We start from the raw sequence: 16,156 nt of genomic DNA on the forward strand, positions 1-16,156 counted from the left end.
GATGGTACTGCAACTTGGTGGTTGTGGGAGAGTAAGTGACTGCCGCAATATTCTTTAGTGGGGAGGCCATCCTGTCGTTGACAGGGTGGCCTTCCTGCATTCAATGGGGTCATTCCGCTTTTGGTGGGGTGGCCCCTTTTCTCGTATTCATGGCCTTGTGTGTTTTCGTGTGCGTGGGGTTGTGTTGGGGGTTGTCTCGTGTGTTGCGGGATGACCCCCTTTTTCATATTCACCGGCCCCTTCGGGGTGGCCGGCAGGTGACAGATGGACTTGTCACAGCCAGGGAGACACGGAACGTCCGTCCATTGTCATTGCTGTGTCATCTCCTCGCGTTACCCTGGAGGCCGAACTACCGAGCAACGGGCTCATGGGCATAAAACTGAGGAGCAGAGTGGAAACGGACAGGCGCACGATCATCAAGTCAGCAAGTGTGGTAGGCGGAGTCGCAGTCGTCGGCTCCTCTGTAGGGCTCACCTCGGCGTGCACCTCGGGGGAGCCAAGCGACTCACAGTCCGACTCCGGCGCAGATGTCACCGTTGAGGCCAGCGAGGTTCCTGTCGGATCCGGAACCGTCGTCGACGAAACCTATGTCATCACCCAGCCGAAGGAGGGCGAGTTCCACGCCTTCTCTTCCGTCTGCACACACCAGGGCTGCCAGGTTCGCACCGTGACCGAAAAGGAGATCGTGTGCCCGTGTCATTCCTCGAGGTTCTCGACCACTTCAGGTGAGGTGACCGGCGGTCCCGCGACCGAGCCACTCGCCGAATATTCGGTGTCTGAAACCGGCGGGAAGCTGACGATCTCCGGCAGTTCCTGAACCGAGCGCACCTCACCTCTTGGGAGGGGCATCTTCGGTGATTTCGGTATTGTACGTTGCCGACGGTCCTAGCTCAGCAGCAGTCCCGGTACCACTAGGGCACCGGAGACGGCGAGCGTGAGGACGCTCGAGACGCTGAGATTGGCCATCTCCGACCGACGCGTCTTCTTATTCGCTGCCCTCCACGAGAGGGTCGGCCACACTGTTGCCGCCAGGTACACCGCGATCACATAGCCGCAGAGGCTGAGCATCCAGACGTAGAAGAACCATGAGTTCCAGCCGCCGAAGTCGGCGATGAGCCGGACGAGCAGCAGCATGGCGACGGCAACGAGAAGATTGCTCAGCAGCATTGTTCGGGTTGTCGCTCGAGTTGCCCGGATAGCGGCGAAGGACCCCCACGCGACGACGACTGCGCTGGCGATCTGAGAGAAGAGTTCGGGATTCATGATCGGTCTCCGGCCGACGAGATCAGATCGGCGGCGTCGTCGACCCAGTGAGCTGAATCGACGAGGACGACGATCCCCTCGCGCGAATTGGGGTCAAAACCGAGGTAGGACCGGTACCCGCCGGTGCCGCCGTTGTGCCAGGTGAGATTCGGACTGCGATCCTTCGTTGTGAACCAGGCCCAGCCGATGCGGTTGCACTCGTCGTAGTCTTCGCGAGGTTCGATCGCCTCGGCGCCTGGAGCTGTCCCATCCATCGTCGCTCGCAGCCAGATGCTCATATCGTGCGCCGTCGACCTGGCGGCGCCCGACGGGGCCGTCCCGCCCAGCGTCCAGGGAGCAGCCGGAAGCCCGGAGGCTGTGTACCCGTGGGGCAGTCCCTGCGCCGATTCGGGCACGTACGTGTTATCCATCCCCAAAGGCTCGGTGATCCGGTCGCGAACGAGATCTCCGTAGCTGGATCCGGTGACCGTCGCGAGGGCCTGGCCGAGGATCCCGAAGGCGAAGTTCGAGTACTCCGGCTTCTTCTCACCCACGTCTGCATCCTTGAGTGAGCCGGCGAGGTCCCTCGCGGTCCCGCGATAGGGGTCGGTGTGGAGATATCTCGAAAGGAGGCTCGCAAGGCCGTCTCCGAAGTTCAGCGCCGGGTCCTGTTTGGGCAGACCCGAACGCTGCGTGGCGATCGAGGTCAGGGTCACCTCGGCGATATCTCCTTCGAGATCGGGCCACACATCGCCAAGTCGGGCGTTCTCGTCGATCTCACCCCGCTCGATGGCGTCGGCGAAGAGCGCAGCGGTGAAGGTCTTCGTGATCGACCCGATCTCGAACTCGGTATTCTCGTCAGCACCGACCCCACCCAAGGTGACCTCATCGCCGTTGACCTTCGCGGCCGCAGCATGGTGCCAGTACGCGCTGCCGAGGGTCTCTTCGACCTGTTTGACCAGACCGGCGTTGCCGGTGGTCTGGCCTTGGAATCCGCGGGGGAACGGTGTGATGACCACGAGGAGAGCGGCAGTGATCACAGCGGCGATGATTGCAGTGAGCCGTCGCTGAGGTATGGCCGGAATCCCGTGCGGGGGAGGGGTGCGCGTGTGCGAGGCGTTGGTACTGGTGTCCATGTGCTGTCCTGTTCCACGGTCAGTGCGGTGTCAGTGGGTGCCGATGAGGATGAGTGTGAGCAGGGGGATGATCTTCTGACCAGGGACCCTCCAGTGCCCGCGCCGAGAATTCTCGAGCCAGCCGGCTCCGGCGAGAGCGTGGACGTGGTGGTAGATCTGGCCGGTTGTGCCGAATCGGTCATCCTGGCCGAGCTGGGACACAGTGGTCGTGCCCTCGTAGACCGCCTGCAGGAGCTCAAGTCGGACGGGGTGTCCCAGTGCTGCCAGGGCAGGGGCCGCCTCGGCGAAGTTGAGGTCTTCGAGTGCAGCCGAGGGCAGACCCATCTGCCAGGAGACCGGGGACTCGGCGCCCGGTGGGGTGGTGTGGCCGGTGTAGACGACACCACCCTCGTCTCCCGCATGGTCGAGGAGGCCGTTGAGAGCCCAGAAAGTATCGTCCTCGGCAGCTCGGGCCGGTCGTCGGCTTGGGACAGAGTCGGATGCTGCCGCGGCAGGAGCAGCGGGTGCGACCGCAGCATTCTCCAGGTCGGCGACCTTGCGCTCGAGTTCTGCCAGACGAGCCTCGACTGGGCTCCTTGAATCATCCTTCGACGGGGTACTCATAGCATCAGAATACAACTGATACGTAATTACGTAAAGACGTGAATTGCTAGTGGCGAGCCCGGTACCAGACAGACTCAGGTGAGAGACCTAAACTGGTGGTGTGATGAGTACCAACGAACCGCGCACCGAGTCCACGCAACCGCGACCTGAAGCACTGCCCCAGGCCATCTCCGAGTCGAAAGCGCTCGGTGCTCCGATGGTCGTCCGCGGAATCCTCGGCGTCGCTTTCGGCTTCGCGACGGTCTTCTGGCCACGTGATGCGGCAAGCCCCAAGCACCTGTCGATGGGCGTCGACATCGTCGACATCCTGTCCATCAGCTACCTCGTGCTCTTCGCTCTCGCCCTTGTCTACCAAGCACTCCGCTCGCCGCTGAGCGTGCGCACAGCGGTCTACGGCCAAGCTGTCATCACGATCCCCGCGATCGTGTTCCTGTTCCTGGCAGACCAGCCCGCGGAGCTGCGCGCGGCAATGAGCATCTGGGCCCTGCTCCACGGACTCATCGAGCTGTACAACTACCGTCAGCTCAAGTCCCACCCGATGGCCTCGGACTTCCTCATCGCGGCGGCCTGCCATGTGCTGCTCGGCGTAATCCTCATCTTCGGAGACGGATTCGGTGCGCTGTGGATCCTCGGCTTCACCGGTGTGGCCACGCTCATCGCCGGCGTCATCTTCATCATCGGCGGCTACTCGCGCATCAGCAAAGCCAAGCAGATTGCAGCCGGCGGCGAATCATTCGTCGATGCCCTCCCCGCAGCCGAGACTGATGATCCAACTGCTCCCGACACACCAGGCACTCCCGACAAACCAGACGCTCCTGACGATAAGAACTGACACTCGCGGCGCAGCCGCCGAATACCACGTCACCCGACGCCCCCAGCCGAACTCGAGAAGACCGAGGTGAGATGAGTACCGTCGAGCACGACTACGAGAATCTTTCCCCACTGACTCCCATCGCCGCCTCCGTCAGCTCCTCGGGCCTCTTGGGTGACTTGGCCGAAGCCAGCCGCGAACTCTCCCCGGAGCTCTTCCGCCGCCTCTTCGAAGTCTCACGGTCGCCCTCACTCCTCATCGCCACCGACTACGACGGCACCATTGCGCCGATCGTCGACCTCCCCGGCCAGGCCTTCCCGCTGGACTCCTCGGTCGACTCACTGCGCGCGCTCGCTCTGCTCCCGTCCACCTCGGCGGGGGTGATCTCCGGTCGCAGCCTCCGCGATCTCGCGGCGATGTCACGGCTGCCCCGGGAGGTCCACCTCTTCGGCTCCCACGGCGGAGAGACGGACACCGTCGCCATCGACAGCCTCATTCCGGAGCAGCGCACGGCTCTCGACGGCCTCCGGCGAGACCTGTTCCAGACGCTGCCGACCACGATCATCGAGCACAAGACCACCGGCGCGGCTGTCCACCTGCGCGGGCTCGACGAGGGGGAACGCCACAAGGTCGAATCTGCGGTGGATGACCTCGTCGACACTCATACGATCTTCCCGACTCGGGGCAAGCAGGTCATCGACCTCTCGGTGGTCCCGTCGTCGAAGGCCGATGCTCTGCAGCGTCTTCGGGAGCAGACCGGGGCAGAGGTGGTCGTGTTCATCGGCGATGACACCGCGGACGAATTCGCCCTCGAAACGCTGGGGGAGGCTGACCTGGGGCTCAAGGTGGGCCGCGACCCTGCAGAGACGCACGCGGACTTTCCGATCAGCTCCCCGGAGGAGGTCTCCGTCGTCCTCGCCGCGATCTATGAGCTGCGCAAATCCTGGCTGTTCGGCAGACGTGCGACCCCGATCCACCGGCACAGTCTGCTGGGTAACGGGCAGTCGACGGCACTGGTCGACCCTTTCGGCAGCATCTGCTGGATGCCGCACCCGCTGCCGCACTCCTCGTCGATGTTCTCTGAAATCCTCGGCGCCGAGGCTGCCGGATTCTTCGCCGTCGACACCGAAGCCGGCACCGTCCCGCTGACACAGCGCTACCTCACCCACTCCACACTCCTGGAGACCCGCTGGCCGGGCCTGAACTGCATCGACTACCTCGCCCCGGTCGACGCCAACAGCGATGACACCATCGTTGTGCGCGTGCTCACCGGCGACACTGCCGCCCGCATCCGCTTCGCCCCACGACTGGACTACGCCACCGTGCCGACGCGTATGATCCGCACCCACGACGGTGTGAAGCTGCTCGGCACCTCCGAGCCCATCTCCCTGATCGCGCCCGGTCTCGACTTCGAGATCAGTGAGACCGGACAGTCACACACCGCCGAGGCGGTTGTCGTGCCCTCTGACATGCCGGGTGGCGTCGTGGTCCTCGTTCTGGCCTGCGGCACCGGCACCGGCGATGCCCGCTACATGGCCGCCGGCGGTGAGCACCATGTGCGCGAGCGCGCCCTCAACTTCTGGACCAACTGGGTCGACACCCTCAACATCCCCAGCCACCACCGCGAAGAGGTCATCCGCTCGGCGGTGACCCTGCGCGCCCTGTGCCACGAACCGACCGGAGGGGTGCTCGCGGCACCGACGACCTCCCTGCCCGAGGGCATCGGCGGCGTGCGCAACTGGGACTACCGCTACACCTGGCTGCGCGACGGATCGATGACCGTGCGCGCGCTGCTCTCCCTCGGGTCCACAGGCGAAGCCGAAGGATTCCTGTCCTGGCTGACGGGAATCCTGGCCCGTACAGTGTCTCCCGAGCAGCTCCACCCGCTCTACGCCGTCGACGGTTCCGCACTGACCACCGAGGCGGTGCTGGCCCACCTGCCCGGATACGCGGGATCCCGCCCGGTTCGGGTGGGCAACGCGGCCGAACACCAGGTCCAACTCGACGTCTTCGGCCCGGTCACCGAACTCCTCAACGAACTCAGCGAACACCTCGGCGATCTTCCGGATTCGTATTGGACACTGACGTGTCAGATGGTCGAAGCCGTGAGCAAACGGTGGTTCGAAGCCGATCACGGAATCTGGGAGGCCAGGCGTCCGCCGAAGCACAACGTCTACACGCGTGTGATGTGCTGGGTGACCGTCGATCGGGCGCTGCAGATCGCAGAGCGCTTCGGCCGCGAACTTCCCGGTGCCTGGCGGCAGCTGCGCGAGGAGATCGCTCACGATGTGCTTGAGAACGGCTACAACGAAGAGGTCGGGGCCTTCACCGTTGCCTACGGTGAGACCGACCTCGACTCGGCGTGCCTGTTCGTGGGGCTCTCGGGCCTGCTGCCGGCCGACGACCCGCGCTTCGTCTCAACCGTCGATGCCATCGAGCGCGAGCTGCGAGCAGGTCCGACGGTCTTCCGCTACCGCTACGACGATGGGCTGCCCGGTCTTGAGGGCGGCTTCCACATCTGCACGACCTGGCTCATCGAGGCCTTCATCAAGGTCGGACGCATCGACGACGCCTGGGACCTGTTCCGTCAGCTGGACAACCTGCTGGGGCCCACCGGACTGTTGGCCGAGGAATACGACCCGGTCGCGGAGATGCACCTGGGCAATCACCCGCAGGCCTACTCTCACCTGGGCTATATCCGCGTCGCGCAGATGCTCGACGCCTACCGCCCCAGCTGAGCACGGCATACGGCAACCGGCAACCGGCAACCGGCAACCGAGAAACGGGGCGAGTGTCGATACACGGGTGCAAGCGTGTGTTTTTCGACATGCAACCCGTGCCTCGCCGCAGGTGGCGTAGCCTCACTCGACGAGGAGGGTGACCACCTCGGCGATGCACGCAGGGCGGTCTTCGCCTTCGATCTCGATGACGTGCTTGAGGATGACCTGGGTGCCCTTGTCGCCGGGAATGACCTCGTTGACGCTGACGGTGCCGCGCAAGCGGGAGCCCACCGGCACCGGCTGCGCGAAGCGGACCTTGTTGAGGCCGTAATTGACGCGGATGGACACGCCCTCGATCGTGAAGATCTCGCTCGAGAACTTCGGAATCAGGGACAGGGTGAAGAAGCCGTGGACGATCGTCGAACCGTAGGGGCCCTCTGCCGCGCGCTGTTCGTCGATGTGGATCCACTGGTGATCGTCGGTGACATCGGCGAAGGTGTTGATCGCGGCCTGGTCGATCGTCGTCCACTCGGACGAGCCCAACTCGGTGCCGACGAGCGAGGTGATCTCAGCGATTCCATTGAGTGTGCGCATTCTTGGTTCTCCTTTGATCCGTGACGGTCGTGCATGATGGTCGTCAGTGGCGAGCGTCTTGCGTGTTCTTAGCGGACATTCGATTGAAGGAATGTCAGTACTTGGCACCTTACTTGTTCGCCTCGCACTTGGCACCGGTGTGTCCGGGATTCGGTAATGACTCGGCGATGGTGTGTCCGGATTTCGGTGAGGTTGGTGGCATGGAACCACTGACTCAGCCGCTCTCGCCCCGGTGGGTCGACCGGCCGGCAGACTACCGACACTTCGAATCAGCCTACTTCGTCGGTCATGGCCGCGAGACTTTCGACCGCTGCGCGGAGGAGCTCCTGCATTGGGAGGTGAAGATCCGCAGCGGATTCGACATCGGTGCGCGGGCTTCGGAGGACGAAACGGGGTCCTTAAGTGCGGGCACGGGGTCCTTGAGTGCGGGCACGGGGTCCTTGAGTGCGGGCACAGGCGCCGCGCGGGTTCGCGCCGGTCAGGAGCCGACGATCTTCGTGCGGCTCGGGCCGTTCCGCTTGCCGGAGCCGGCACGCCTCATCGAGGTATTCGAGACCGAGCCACGACGTGGTTTCACCTACGGGACGAAACCCGGGCACCCGATCACAGGCGAGGAGTCATTCATCCTCATCCACGCTGACGATGATCGAGTCTTCCTCGTGCTGCGCTTCGTCTCACGAGCGGGAATGGGGATCTGGCGCCTCGGCGACCCCTTTGTCCGCCTCGCCCAGATCATCTACCGCAGGCGCTACTCGCGCGCCTTGCGTCGATGAGGACCGCGATTCCAGAGAGGACGAGGCCCACGCAGCCTGGGCAACCGCCATTGTGCGTACCGTCATTGTTGGCTCGCGTTCGAAATTTCCCACGAAATCGCACGCAACTGCACAATGACGCAACTGCGCAACGCAACTCCACAATCACGCACCGACTGCTGCCTTCCAGAGGCTGTCCAACAGTGGCCAATCGGTGCCGTGGGCCCTGCGAAGCTGCCCTGCTGAGACCTCAGGCAGATTCGAGATACTGCTGGAGTGCTGAGTCCTGTGCCTCGGGGTCCGGGAAGATCGCCTCGGTGCGGGCACCGCCGGTGATCGGATCATTGCTGAAGATCAGGCGAATGCCCAGCAGACGGGCCTGCCCCTGTGCGATGACGAGTCCCAGGCCCATGCCGCCGCCACCGGCGGAGACGAAGCGGGTCGGGCCGGTGTTGACGATGTCGGGTGGGTAGCCGGACCCGGAGTCGGTGATCGTGATGCTCCGGGTGCTCGTCTCCAGGCGGATCGGGTCCCCGCCGTGCTTGATCGCGTTGACGAGCAGGTTGGTGATGATGCGTTCGAACCGCCGGACATCGGTGACCAGCGTCGAATTCAGAGCCGCGAACTGGGTGTCGATCTCGTGGCCGCCCAGAGCGCCGGAGGCCGTCATCGTGCCCAGCAGCGACTGGACCGTCTGGTCGATGTTGACGCGGGTGAACTCGGGATTCGCGCGACCCGCATCGAGGCGCGAGACTTCGAGCAGGTCTTCGACGAGAACCTGCATGCGCTTCACCCGATCCTTGACGAGCTCGGCAGGACGCGAATCCTCTTCGAGCAGGTTGGCCGCGTTGACGAGGCCGGTCAGCGGTGTCCGCATCTCGTGCGCCAGGTCCGCGGTGAAGCGCTGCTCGGAGTCGATGCGCTCAGTCAGTCGCGTCACGGCTGTGTCGACCGCCGAGGCGAAGGCCGCGACCTCCTGGTCAGTGTCGTCGACGACATCGGCGATCCTGATGCTCGTATCTCCGGCTGCGATCTTCCGCGCGGCCTGGGCGCCCAGAGTCAGCCTGCGTGAGATACGCCCAGCCACGATGGAGCCGACTCCGCCGACGACCAGCGAGGAGCCGATCATTCCCACCAGCAGCGCCTGGTCGATGCGGCCGATGAGCTCCTGGCTGTCCTTGGTCGAAGCGCGCACGGAGATCACCACGGTGTGGGAGCCGACCTCCATCGGGGCGGCCGCCCACACGATCTCCTCACCGTCGACCTCGGAGCGCATCGTCACGCTCTGGTCCTTGAGCGCCTGGGCGCGGGCATCCTTCGGCAGGTCGGGGTCGTCGATGCGGGCATTGAGGGTGAGCACTCCGGTTTCGGAGAAGATGGCGACGGAGTTCGCGAGCTGCTCGGTCACGGTTGAGCGCATGCGGTCATCCTCGGCACGGGCCGCGGACTGGCGCAGCACGATGGAGCAGGAGAGCACGGCGATGATGACCGAGGCAACGATGAGAAGGGAGATCTTCCAGCGCAGTGACATCGGATCAGCCCGCGAAGCGGTATCCGAATCCGCGGACGGTCTCGATCATGTTGGCGCCGATCTTCTTCCGCAGGCGCTGGATATGGACGTCGACGACACGGGAGTCACCGGCCCATTCATAGCCCCAGACGGTGAAGGCGATCTTCTCACGGGAGTAGACGTGCTCGGGCTGTTCGGTCAGGAGCAGGAGGACTCGCAGCTCGGTGGGGGTGAGGTGGACTTCCTCGCCGTCGATCTCCACGGTCAGGCGACCGGTGTCGAGGACCAGGGAACCCAGCCGCGTCCGGAACGGGCCGAGCTCGCGGTCGGACTCGGTGCTGCCGTTGCTGTTCGCGCCCATACCCTTGTAGCCGCCCTGGCTGGAGCCGGCCTGCATGGCCGGTGAGCTGTCAGGGCGGGGAGGAACGGTGACATCGCCGCCGATCATCTGCTCGTTGCCGCTGTCGTTCATGTCCCCCGAGGTGAACTTTCCGCCCGCGCCCAGGAACGTGTCATCGGACTCGAGTTGGGCCTTGAGGCGTTCGCGGGTGTCCATGCCTGGGCTGGCTCCGAGCACCTCGGGGATTCCGTCCCCAGTGATCATGCCGCCGGGGCCGATCACGGTTTCGTGCTCCTCGTCCATCTCGGTGGTCGGGGAGTAGCCGAGTTTGTCGGTGCCGGTGGTGATGAAGCGGCGGACGACAGCGCGGATGCGGGCGTTGAGCACCTGCATGTCGAACGGCTTGGTGAGATAGTCGTCGGCTCCGGCTTCGAGCGCCTGGACGATGTCGATCGCATCCGAGCGTGCGGAGATGATGATGATGGGAATGGTGGACCGCTCACGCACGGCCCGGCAGATGGATGCGCCGTTCATTGTGGGCAGCATGAGGTCGAGGAGCAGAACGTCGGCACCATGTGCAGCGACGAACTCGTACCCCTCGCGACCGTCGGCGAATGCCGACACCGTGTAATCGAACCGTTCCAGGCCGATCTGGGTTGTCTCCCGGATGACCTCGTCATCCTCAACCAGAACAATATGCATTACGTTTCTCCATTAAGCCGCGTGAAGCGTTGACCCGGTTCAAACCTACCTTCATGCAGGCGGAAGACCTGCACCGACCAACCCGAAGGGCAGCAGGCATCGTCACCGTCGGCGTACATCGCCTCCTGCACCACCAGTGTCCCATTCTTACCTGGGCTGAGTTTCAGCTGGTTGCCGGTGGCGATCAGTTCAAGGCGTGGTTCGCCGTCCTTTTCGCTGATGACGGCGCCCGCAACGATCTCGCTCTTCTGCTGGGGATTGGCCACGGTGACGAGTTGGAACCTCTTATCGTCACTGAGGAAGGGCGTTGAGAATTTGAGGCATTCCTTGCAGTCGGCGACGACCTGCGCAGACTCTGTCGCCTTCCCCGTCACTGCGATTCCCGAAGCGTCGACGATGAGCTTGCGGATCTCCTTGAGCGAGAAGGGCTCGTCGGGTCGACCCGAATCTTTGTTGGCAGGTTCGAACATTGAGGGGGATGTCTCACCTTCAGGTTCGACCCGCAATCCCCTGTCCGGACCGCATGCGGCCATGCCCGCCAGTGTGAGCGTCGCAAGGACGGCTGCGATCACTGTTCTGCTGATCGTGCGCGGGCGCGACTCCTGACCAGGGGTGACCTGGTTCGGGCTGAGCGCGCGCGACACCTCATCAGAGGGGCGCCGAATGGGGTTGGGCACGTAGACATTTTTGCTTGTTCTGCTCGGGTAGTCCACCTGAGCCGCGTTTCGGGCGAATCAGGAACGGTTGATTGCTCACCTCGTCTCCGGGCTGCTGAGCGACCTCGGTGCACCGATTCTCAGCTGAGGTCGGTACGCTGGGGGCATGGCAGCATCGAAGTCTGAGAAGAAGTCCACCAGCACCGTGTCCTACAGGGATGCGTTCAAAGTGGGGCTCGTCTGCGGCATCGCCGTTCTGATCCTGTCGATCATCGTCACCCGCGCCTGGCAGGACGGGACCGCGTTCGGGTTCGCCTTCGTCTATGCTGGTGCCGCGTTCGTCCTGGTCAGCGCCTGCGCCTGCATTCTCAATTGGGTGATGCGCAATGACACCCAAAATGACGATCAGACCTACCCGATCCTCAAATGAGCACAGCGGTCCTCACGTAACCACGGTCAGCAGACATGACCCCCTGCCAGCAGACATGACCCCTGTCGGCTGAGGCCCACCTCGGTGACGTAGGATTTTTCCATGGAGACCTGGAACACAGAACTGACACCGTTGTCCTTCCTGCGCCGCTCTGCCGACGTCTTTCCCGACAAGCGCGCCGTGGTCTACAACGACCAGGAGATGACCTACCGCGAATTCGCCGCGGCCGTGGAGACCCGGGCGCATGCTCTTCGCGCAGCGGGCATCAAGCCCGGCGACCGAGTCGCCTACCTTATGCCCAACCTCCCAGAGGCACTCATCGCGGAATTCGCCGTGCCGCTGGCCGGCGCCGTGCTGGTGCCGATCAACACCCGGCTGGCCCCCGAAGAGGTCCGCTACATCTGCAACCACAGCCAGGCGAAGCTGCTGGTCGTGGACACGCAGCTGTGGCCCAGCGTCGCCCCCGTCATCGATGGCCTCGACACCGTCGAGCGCATCGTCGACGTCGAGGACACGACGATCGATTCCTCCGCCGAGGCGGTCCGCCCGGATTCGTCCTCACCTGTCGTGACCGGCCTGGACGAGTTCCTGTCCGGCGCCGAAGCCGACACCGAGGCACTCAGCTGGAGCGTCGAGGACGAGCGCGCGACGCTGTCGATCAACTACACCTCCGGCACGACAGGACGGCCCAAGGGCGTGATGTACACGCACCGGGGCGCCTATCTCAACGCTCTCGGCGAGGTCATCCACTCCGAACACGACGAGAAGAGCGTGTACCTGTGGACTCTGCCCATGTTCCACTGCAACGGCTGGTGCACCGGCTGGGCGCTGACCGCAGCCGGCGGCACCCAGGTGTGCCTGCGCGACGTGCGCGGAGACGTGATCTGGGATCTCATCGATCGTCACACGGTCACCCACCTCAACGGTGCCCCGACCGTGATGAGCACGGTCATCAACGCCGAGCAGGCCCATTCCCTCGACCGGGCAGTGACAGCAACGATGGCAGGCGCCGCACCGAGCCCGACCCTCATCTGGCAGATGGAGGCACTGAACTTCGAGATCGTGCACGTCTACGGCCTCACGGAGACCTACGGCCCGTACACGGTGTGCGAGTGGCAGGATTCGTGGGATTCACTGGATGACAAGTCCCGAGCCAGGCTCCGCGCACGGCAGGGGGTCGGCATGGTCCAGGCCGATCAGGCTCGCATCGTCGCCCTCGAGTCAGGTGACGAGCTCGTCGACGTTCCAGCCGACGGACAGGCGATCGGAGAGATCGTCATGCGCGGCAACAACGTGATGAAGGGCTACTTCCGCGATGAAGACGCCACCGCGAAGGCCTTCGCGGGCGGCTGGTTCCACTCCGGCGACTTGGGCGTGATGCACGAGGACGGCTACATCGAACTGCGTGATCGGTCGAAGGACATCATCGTCTCCGGCGGAGAGAACATCTCGACCGTCGAGATCGAACAGGCGATCTCCTCGCACCCGGCAGTCCTCGAGGTCGCCGTCATCGGAGTCCCCGACGACAAATGGGGCGAACGGCCGAAGGCATTCATCATCGTGCGTGAGGGACAGCCAGTCACCGAGGCCGAGGTCATCGACCATGTGCGCACGCAGATCGCTAAGTACAAGGCCCCGCGTGAGGTCGAAGTCGTCGAGGCCCTGCCCAAGACCTCGACCGGAAAGATCCAGAAGTTCGAACTCCGCAACCAGGAGTGGGGCGACCGGCCCTCACGAATCCAGGGCTGACGTGTGAGGGCCCTCACTGGGGCTAACCGCGGCGAGGGCCCTCACGCGCTGGAAGTTCTACCTGAACTTCAGCAGCCGCAGGCTGTTGAGGACGACGAAGACCGAGGAGAACGCCATCGCGGCACCGGCGATCATCGGGCTCAGCAGCCCGAACGCCGCGATCGGAACGGCAGCCGTGTTGTAGGCGAAGGCCCAGAACAGGTTGCCCTTGATCAGGCCCAGAGTCTTCCGGGACAGGCGGATCGCCTGCGGGATCTGACGCGGATCCGAACGCACCATGGTGATGTCCGACGCCGCCATCGCCGCATCGGTGCCCGATCCCATCGCGATGCCCAGGTCGGCACCGGCCAGGGCCGCGGCGTCGTTGATGCCGTCACCGACCATGGCCACCGCCTGCCCCTGAGCCTGCAGCTCATTGACCACGGCGATCTTGCCTTCGGGGCGGACATCGGCACGGATCTCGGTGATGGAAAGCTTGCCCGCGACCACCTCGGCGGCTTGGGCATTGTCCCCGGTGAGGAGGACGGTGTTGATGCCGAGCGAGTGCAGCTCGGAGATCGCCTCGGCGGCACCGGCCTTGATCTCGTCCGAGACGAATGTCAGACCCCGGAAGTGAGAGTCGATGGCCAGGGCGACGATCGTGGCACCGATGGGCACATCCACAGCCGAGAACGAGACGTCGATTCCGCGCTCCCGGAGCAGATCCGGGCGCCCAGCGATCACCTCGGCGCCGTCGATCGTGGCCTGCAGTCCGCCGCCGGGAATGTTCTCGAAATCATCCACCGACGAGGCGGCCGATCGTTCCTGAAACGCGCTCGCCTGCGCGAGCGGCTGAGCCTCGACCCGCGAATCCGTGTCGGACCATTGCCGCGTGCTGGCGGACTCGACGATCGCGCGGGCCACGGGATGCTCGCTCTGTGACTCCAGTCGAGCCAGAACCGCGAAGTCCTCGTCACTGAGCTGCGTCGCCTGCAGGGACATGACGCCCGTGGTCAGGGTGCCCGTCTTGTCGAGGACGACCGTGTCGATCGAACGAGTCGACTCGAGTGCTTCGGGCCCGGAGACGAGGATGCCCAGTTGGGAACCGCGTCCGGACGAGACGGCCAGAGCAGTCGGCGTGGCCAGACCCAGCGCACAGGGGCAGGCGATGATGAGGACGGTGAGCGCGGCGTGCAGGCCCATCGCCCAGTCGCCGGTGATCAGTCCCCAGGCCAGGAGCGTGAGGGCGCTGATCGCGAAGACGATCGGCACAAACACCGCAGAGATCCGGTCGGCCAGGCGCTGGACGGCCGGTTTGCCCGTCTGCGCACGGCTGACCAGATCGGCCATGGCGGCCAGGGTCGTATCGGATCCGACTCGGGTGGCTCTGACCTCGAGCGCACCCGAGGTGTTGATCGTGGCGCCGGTGACCGAGTCACCGAGTCCGACCTCGACGGGAACGGATTCGCCGGTGAGCATCGCCTGGTCGATAGCGGAGTGGCCGGCGATCACTTCGCCGTCGGTGGCGATCTTCTCGCCCGGACGGACGATGAAGACATCGTCGACGGTGAGCTCGTCGATCGGGACCTGGACTTCCTCCCGAGCGCCGTCGCTGCGATCGCGCAGCACGCTCGCGGATTTGGCGCCCAGTCCCAGCAGCGCCTTGAGGGCGGCGGTGGCGCGGTTCTTCGCCCTGTCCTCGGTGAGCTTGCCGATGAGCAGGAACACTGTGATCGCGGCCGCGGCTTCGAACCACACGTGATAGTCGCCGGGGATCTGCCAGCCGTGGCCCGCGGCCACCGCCCGACCCAAGGTGATGTAGGAGTAGAGGCTGGCGACGATGATTCCGACGCTGACGAGGGTGTCCATGGTCGTGGACCTGCCCCGTGCGGCCTTGAACGCTGCCGAGTGGAACGGCCACGCGCCCCAGGTCACCACGGGCAGGGCGAGGATCGCGACGATCCACTGCCAGCCGGGGAACTGCCAGCTCATGACCATGGAAACGGCCACGATCGGCACTGCGAGAATCAGGGATCCGAGGAACCGAGGCCGCAGATGCCTGGGATCGTAGTCGACGATCTCAGGCCCGCTCGCCGAGGTGGTCTTGACCGTGGCGCCGTAGCCGGCCTTCTCGACGGCGGCAGTGAGGTCCGCGTCGGTGAGCTCGGATTCGACGACCACGTGCGCGGAATTGAGCGGGAGATTGACCTCCGCGCTGACTCCGTCCAGGCGTGTCAGCTTCTTCTCGATGCGCGCCGAGCAGGATGCGCAGGTCATTCCCGTGATGTCGAGATCGACCTCGCGTGACATCACTTCACCTCATAGCCGGCTTCATCGACGGCGGCGCTGATCGCCCCGTCGTCGAGGTCCCTTTCAGAGGTAATGGTCACGGGGGAGTCGCCGCCGGCATTGAGCTCGACGGCGACGTCGGTGACTCCGGGCAGCGCCCCGAGCTCTTCCCTCACGGCTGCTTCGCAGTGGCCGCAGGTCATTCCGGTGACGTTGATGGTGGTTGTCGTCATGATGTGTCTCCTGTCTTCGCGCGTCAACCGGCAGGTATGCCGATGTTGCCGCCTCAGCTCTTGATGAGCCGGGCAATAGCGGCTGAAGCCTCTTCGATCTTCTTGCGGGCGGCGTCGTCATCCCCTGAGGATGCGGCGTCGACCACGCAATGAGCGATGTGCTCTTCTAAGAGGTTGATGGAGACCGCGTGCAGCGCGGCCGTCGCTGCGGAGACCTGGGTCAGGATGTCGATGCAGTACTTGTCGTCATCGATCATCTTTCCGATCCCACGGACCTGACCTTCGATCCGTTTCATCCGCTTCGCAAGGGCGTCCTTCTGCGGGGTATATCCATGGTGCTCAGTCATGACGATACTCTATACCCCTGTAGGGTATCGGTCAAGGGCGCTCGATCGTTCTCCGCCATTGTG

16 protein-coding genes are annotated in these 16,156 nt (G+C 64.4%); 6 read left to right on the top strand and 10 right to left on the bottom strand.

The window, feature by feature from the left end; translation table 11 throughout:
* Window positions 1-391: 391 nt before the first annotated feature.
* Complete coding sequence (locus JFC13_RS03330) at window positions 392-817, top strand: QcrA and Rieske domain-containing protein (protein WP_332839325.1); 426 nt, start codon at window positions 392-394, stop codon at window positions 815-817.
* Between the two features lie 68 nt (window positions 818-885).
* On the opposite strand, the gene JFC13_RS03335 is transcribed toward JFC13_RS03330, so the two are convergent.
* Genes JFC13_RS03335 through JFC13_RS03345 form a run of 3 tightly spaced genes read right to left on the bottom strand, consistent with a single transcriptional unit; the run spans window position 886 to window position 2,981 of the window.
* Entirely contained in the window at window positions 886-1,263 is a 378-nt protein-coding gene (locus JFC13_RS03335; RefSeq protein ID WP_198395708.1) for a hypothetical protein, read from the bottom strand.
* Window positions 1,260-2,378, bottom strand: a complete 1,119-nt coding sequence (locus JFC13_RS03340) for a serine hydrolase domain-containing protein (protein ID WP_198395709.1) — start codon at window positions 2,376-2,378, stop codon at window positions 1,260-1,262. The genes JFC13_RS03335 and JFC13_RS03340 overlap by 4 nt, the downstream gene beginning before the upstream one ends.
* A 30-nt stretch (window positions 2,379-2,408) precedes the next feature.
* Window positions 2,409-2,981: a helix-turn-helix domain-containing protein gene (locus JFC13_RS03345; protein WP_232488162.1), complete on the bottom strand. Its 573-nt coding sequence runs from the start codon at window positions 2,979-2,981 to the stop codon at window positions 2,409-2,411.
* A gap of 103 nt (window positions 2,982-3,084) precedes the next feature.
* On the opposite strand from JFC13_RS03345, the gene JFC13_RS03350 reads away from it, so the two are divergent.
* Both JFC13_RS03350 and otsB read left to right on the top strand, forming a co-directional pair.
* Window positions 3,085-3,813, top strand: a complete 729-nt coding sequence (locus tag JFC13_RS03350; RefSeq protein ID WP_232488203.1) for an HdeD family acid-resistance protein — start codon at window positions 3,085-3,087, stop codon at window positions 3,811-3,813.
* A gap of 71 nt (window positions 3,814-3,884) precedes the next feature.
* A complete protein-coding gene (gene otsB, locus JFC13_RS03355) occupies window positions 3,885-6,530 on the top strand; it encodes a trehalose-phosphatase (RefSeq protein ID WP_198395711.1) in 2,646 nt (881 codons plus the stop codon).
* Between the two features lie 123 nt (window positions 6,531-6,653).
* Here the strand turns inward: otsB and JFC13_RS03360 are convergent, their stop codons facing one another.
* Window positions 6,654-7,106 carry a MaoC family dehydratase gene (locus tag JFC13_RS03360; RefSeq protein WP_198395712.1) on the bottom strand — a complete coding sequence of 151 codons (453 nt, stop codon included), beginning with the start codon at window positions 7,104-7,106 and terminating at the stop codon, window positions 6,654-6,656.
* A 200-nt stretch (window positions 7,107-7,306) separates the two neighbouring features.
* On the opposite strand from JFC13_RS03360, the gene JFC13_RS03365 reads away from it, so the two are divergent.
* The gene (locus JFC13_RS03365) at window positions 7,307-7,879 is read left to right on the top strand and encodes a DUF1990 family protein (RefSeq protein ID WP_198395713.1); all 573 of its coding nucleotides are present in this window, start codon (window positions 7,307-7,309) and stop codon (window positions 7,877-7,879) included.
* 229 nt (window positions 7,880-8,108) lie between these two features.
* On the opposite strand, the gene JFC13_RS03370 is transcribed toward JFC13_RS03365, so the two are convergent.
* Genes JFC13_RS03370 through JFC13_RS03380 form a run of 3 tightly spaced genes read right to left on the bottom strand, consistent with a single transcriptional unit; the run spans window position 8,109 to window position 11,087 of the window.
* Window positions 8,109-9,389 (bottom strand): sensor histidine kinase, encoded by a 1,281-nt coding sequence (locus JFC13_RS03370; protein WP_198395714.1) that lies wholly within the window; start codon window positions 9,387-9,389, stop codon window positions 8,109-8,111.
* Between the two features lie 4 nt (window positions 9,390-9,393).
* The gene (locus JFC13_RS03375; protein ID WP_198395715.1) at window positions 9,394-10,410 is read right to left on the bottom strand and encodes a response regulator transcription factor; all 1,017 of its coding nucleotides are present in this window, start codon (window positions 10,408-10,410) and stop codon (window positions 9,394-9,396) included.
* Complete coding sequence (locus tag JFC13_RS03380) at window positions 10,410-11,087, bottom strand: hypothetical protein (RefSeq protein WP_332839326.1); 678 nt, start codon at window positions 11,085-11,087, stop codon at window positions 10,410-10,412. Before JFC13_RS03380 ends, JFC13_RS03375 begins: the two co-directional genes overlap by 1 nt.
* Before the next feature lie 145 nt (window positions 11,088-11,232).
* Between JFC13_RS03380 and JFC13_RS03385 the strand changes: the two genes are divergently transcribed.
* Window positions 11,233-11,496, top strand: a complete 264-nt coding sequence (locus JFC13_RS03385) for a hypothetical protein (RefSeq protein WP_198395717.1) — start codon at window positions 11,233-11,235, stop codon at window positions 11,494-11,496.
* A 102-nt stretch (window positions 11,497-11,598) separates the two neighbouring features.
* Window positions 11,599-13,245 carry a long-chain-fatty-acid--CoA ligase gene (locus tag JFC13_RS03390; protein WP_198395718.1) on the top strand — a complete coding sequence of 549 codons (1,647 nt, stop codon included), beginning with the start codon at window positions 11,599-11,601 and terminating at the stop codon, window positions 13,243-13,245.
* A gap of 57 nt (window positions 13,246-13,302) precedes the next feature.
* On the opposite strand, the gene JFC13_RS03395 is transcribed toward JFC13_RS03390, so the two are convergent.
* From JFC13_RS03395 to JFC13_RS03405, 3 genes are read right to left on the bottom strand one after another with little or no spacing between them, the layout of a single operon-like run.
* Entirely contained in the window at window positions 13,303-15,534 is a 2,232-nt protein-coding gene (locus JFC13_RS03395; RefSeq protein WP_198395719.1) for a heavy metal translocating P-type ATPase, read from the bottom strand.
* The gene (locus JFC13_RS03400) at window positions 15,534-15,746 is read right to left on the bottom strand and encodes a heavy-metal-associated domain-containing protein (RefSeq protein ID WP_198395720.1); all 213 of its coding nucleotides are present in this window, start codon (window positions 15,744-15,746) and stop codon (window positions 15,534-15,536) included. The genes JFC13_RS03395 and JFC13_RS03400 overlap by 1 nt, the downstream gene beginning before the upstream one ends.
* A 53-nt stretch (window positions 15,747-15,799) precedes the next feature.
* Window positions 15,800-16,093: a metal-sensitive transcriptional regulator gene (locus JFC13_RS03405; RefSeq protein WP_009882215.1), complete on the bottom strand. Its 294-nt coding sequence runs from the start codon at window positions 16,091-16,093 to the stop codon at window positions 15,800-15,802.
* Window positions 16,094-16,156 lie beyond the last annotated feature (63 nt).

The organism is Brevibacterium antiquum (genome assembly GCF_016107655.1).
In the GTDB taxonomy this organism is placed as follows: domain Bacteria; phylum Actinomycetota; class Actinomycetes; order Actinomycetales; family Brevibacteriaceae; genus Brevibacterium; species Brevibacterium antiquum.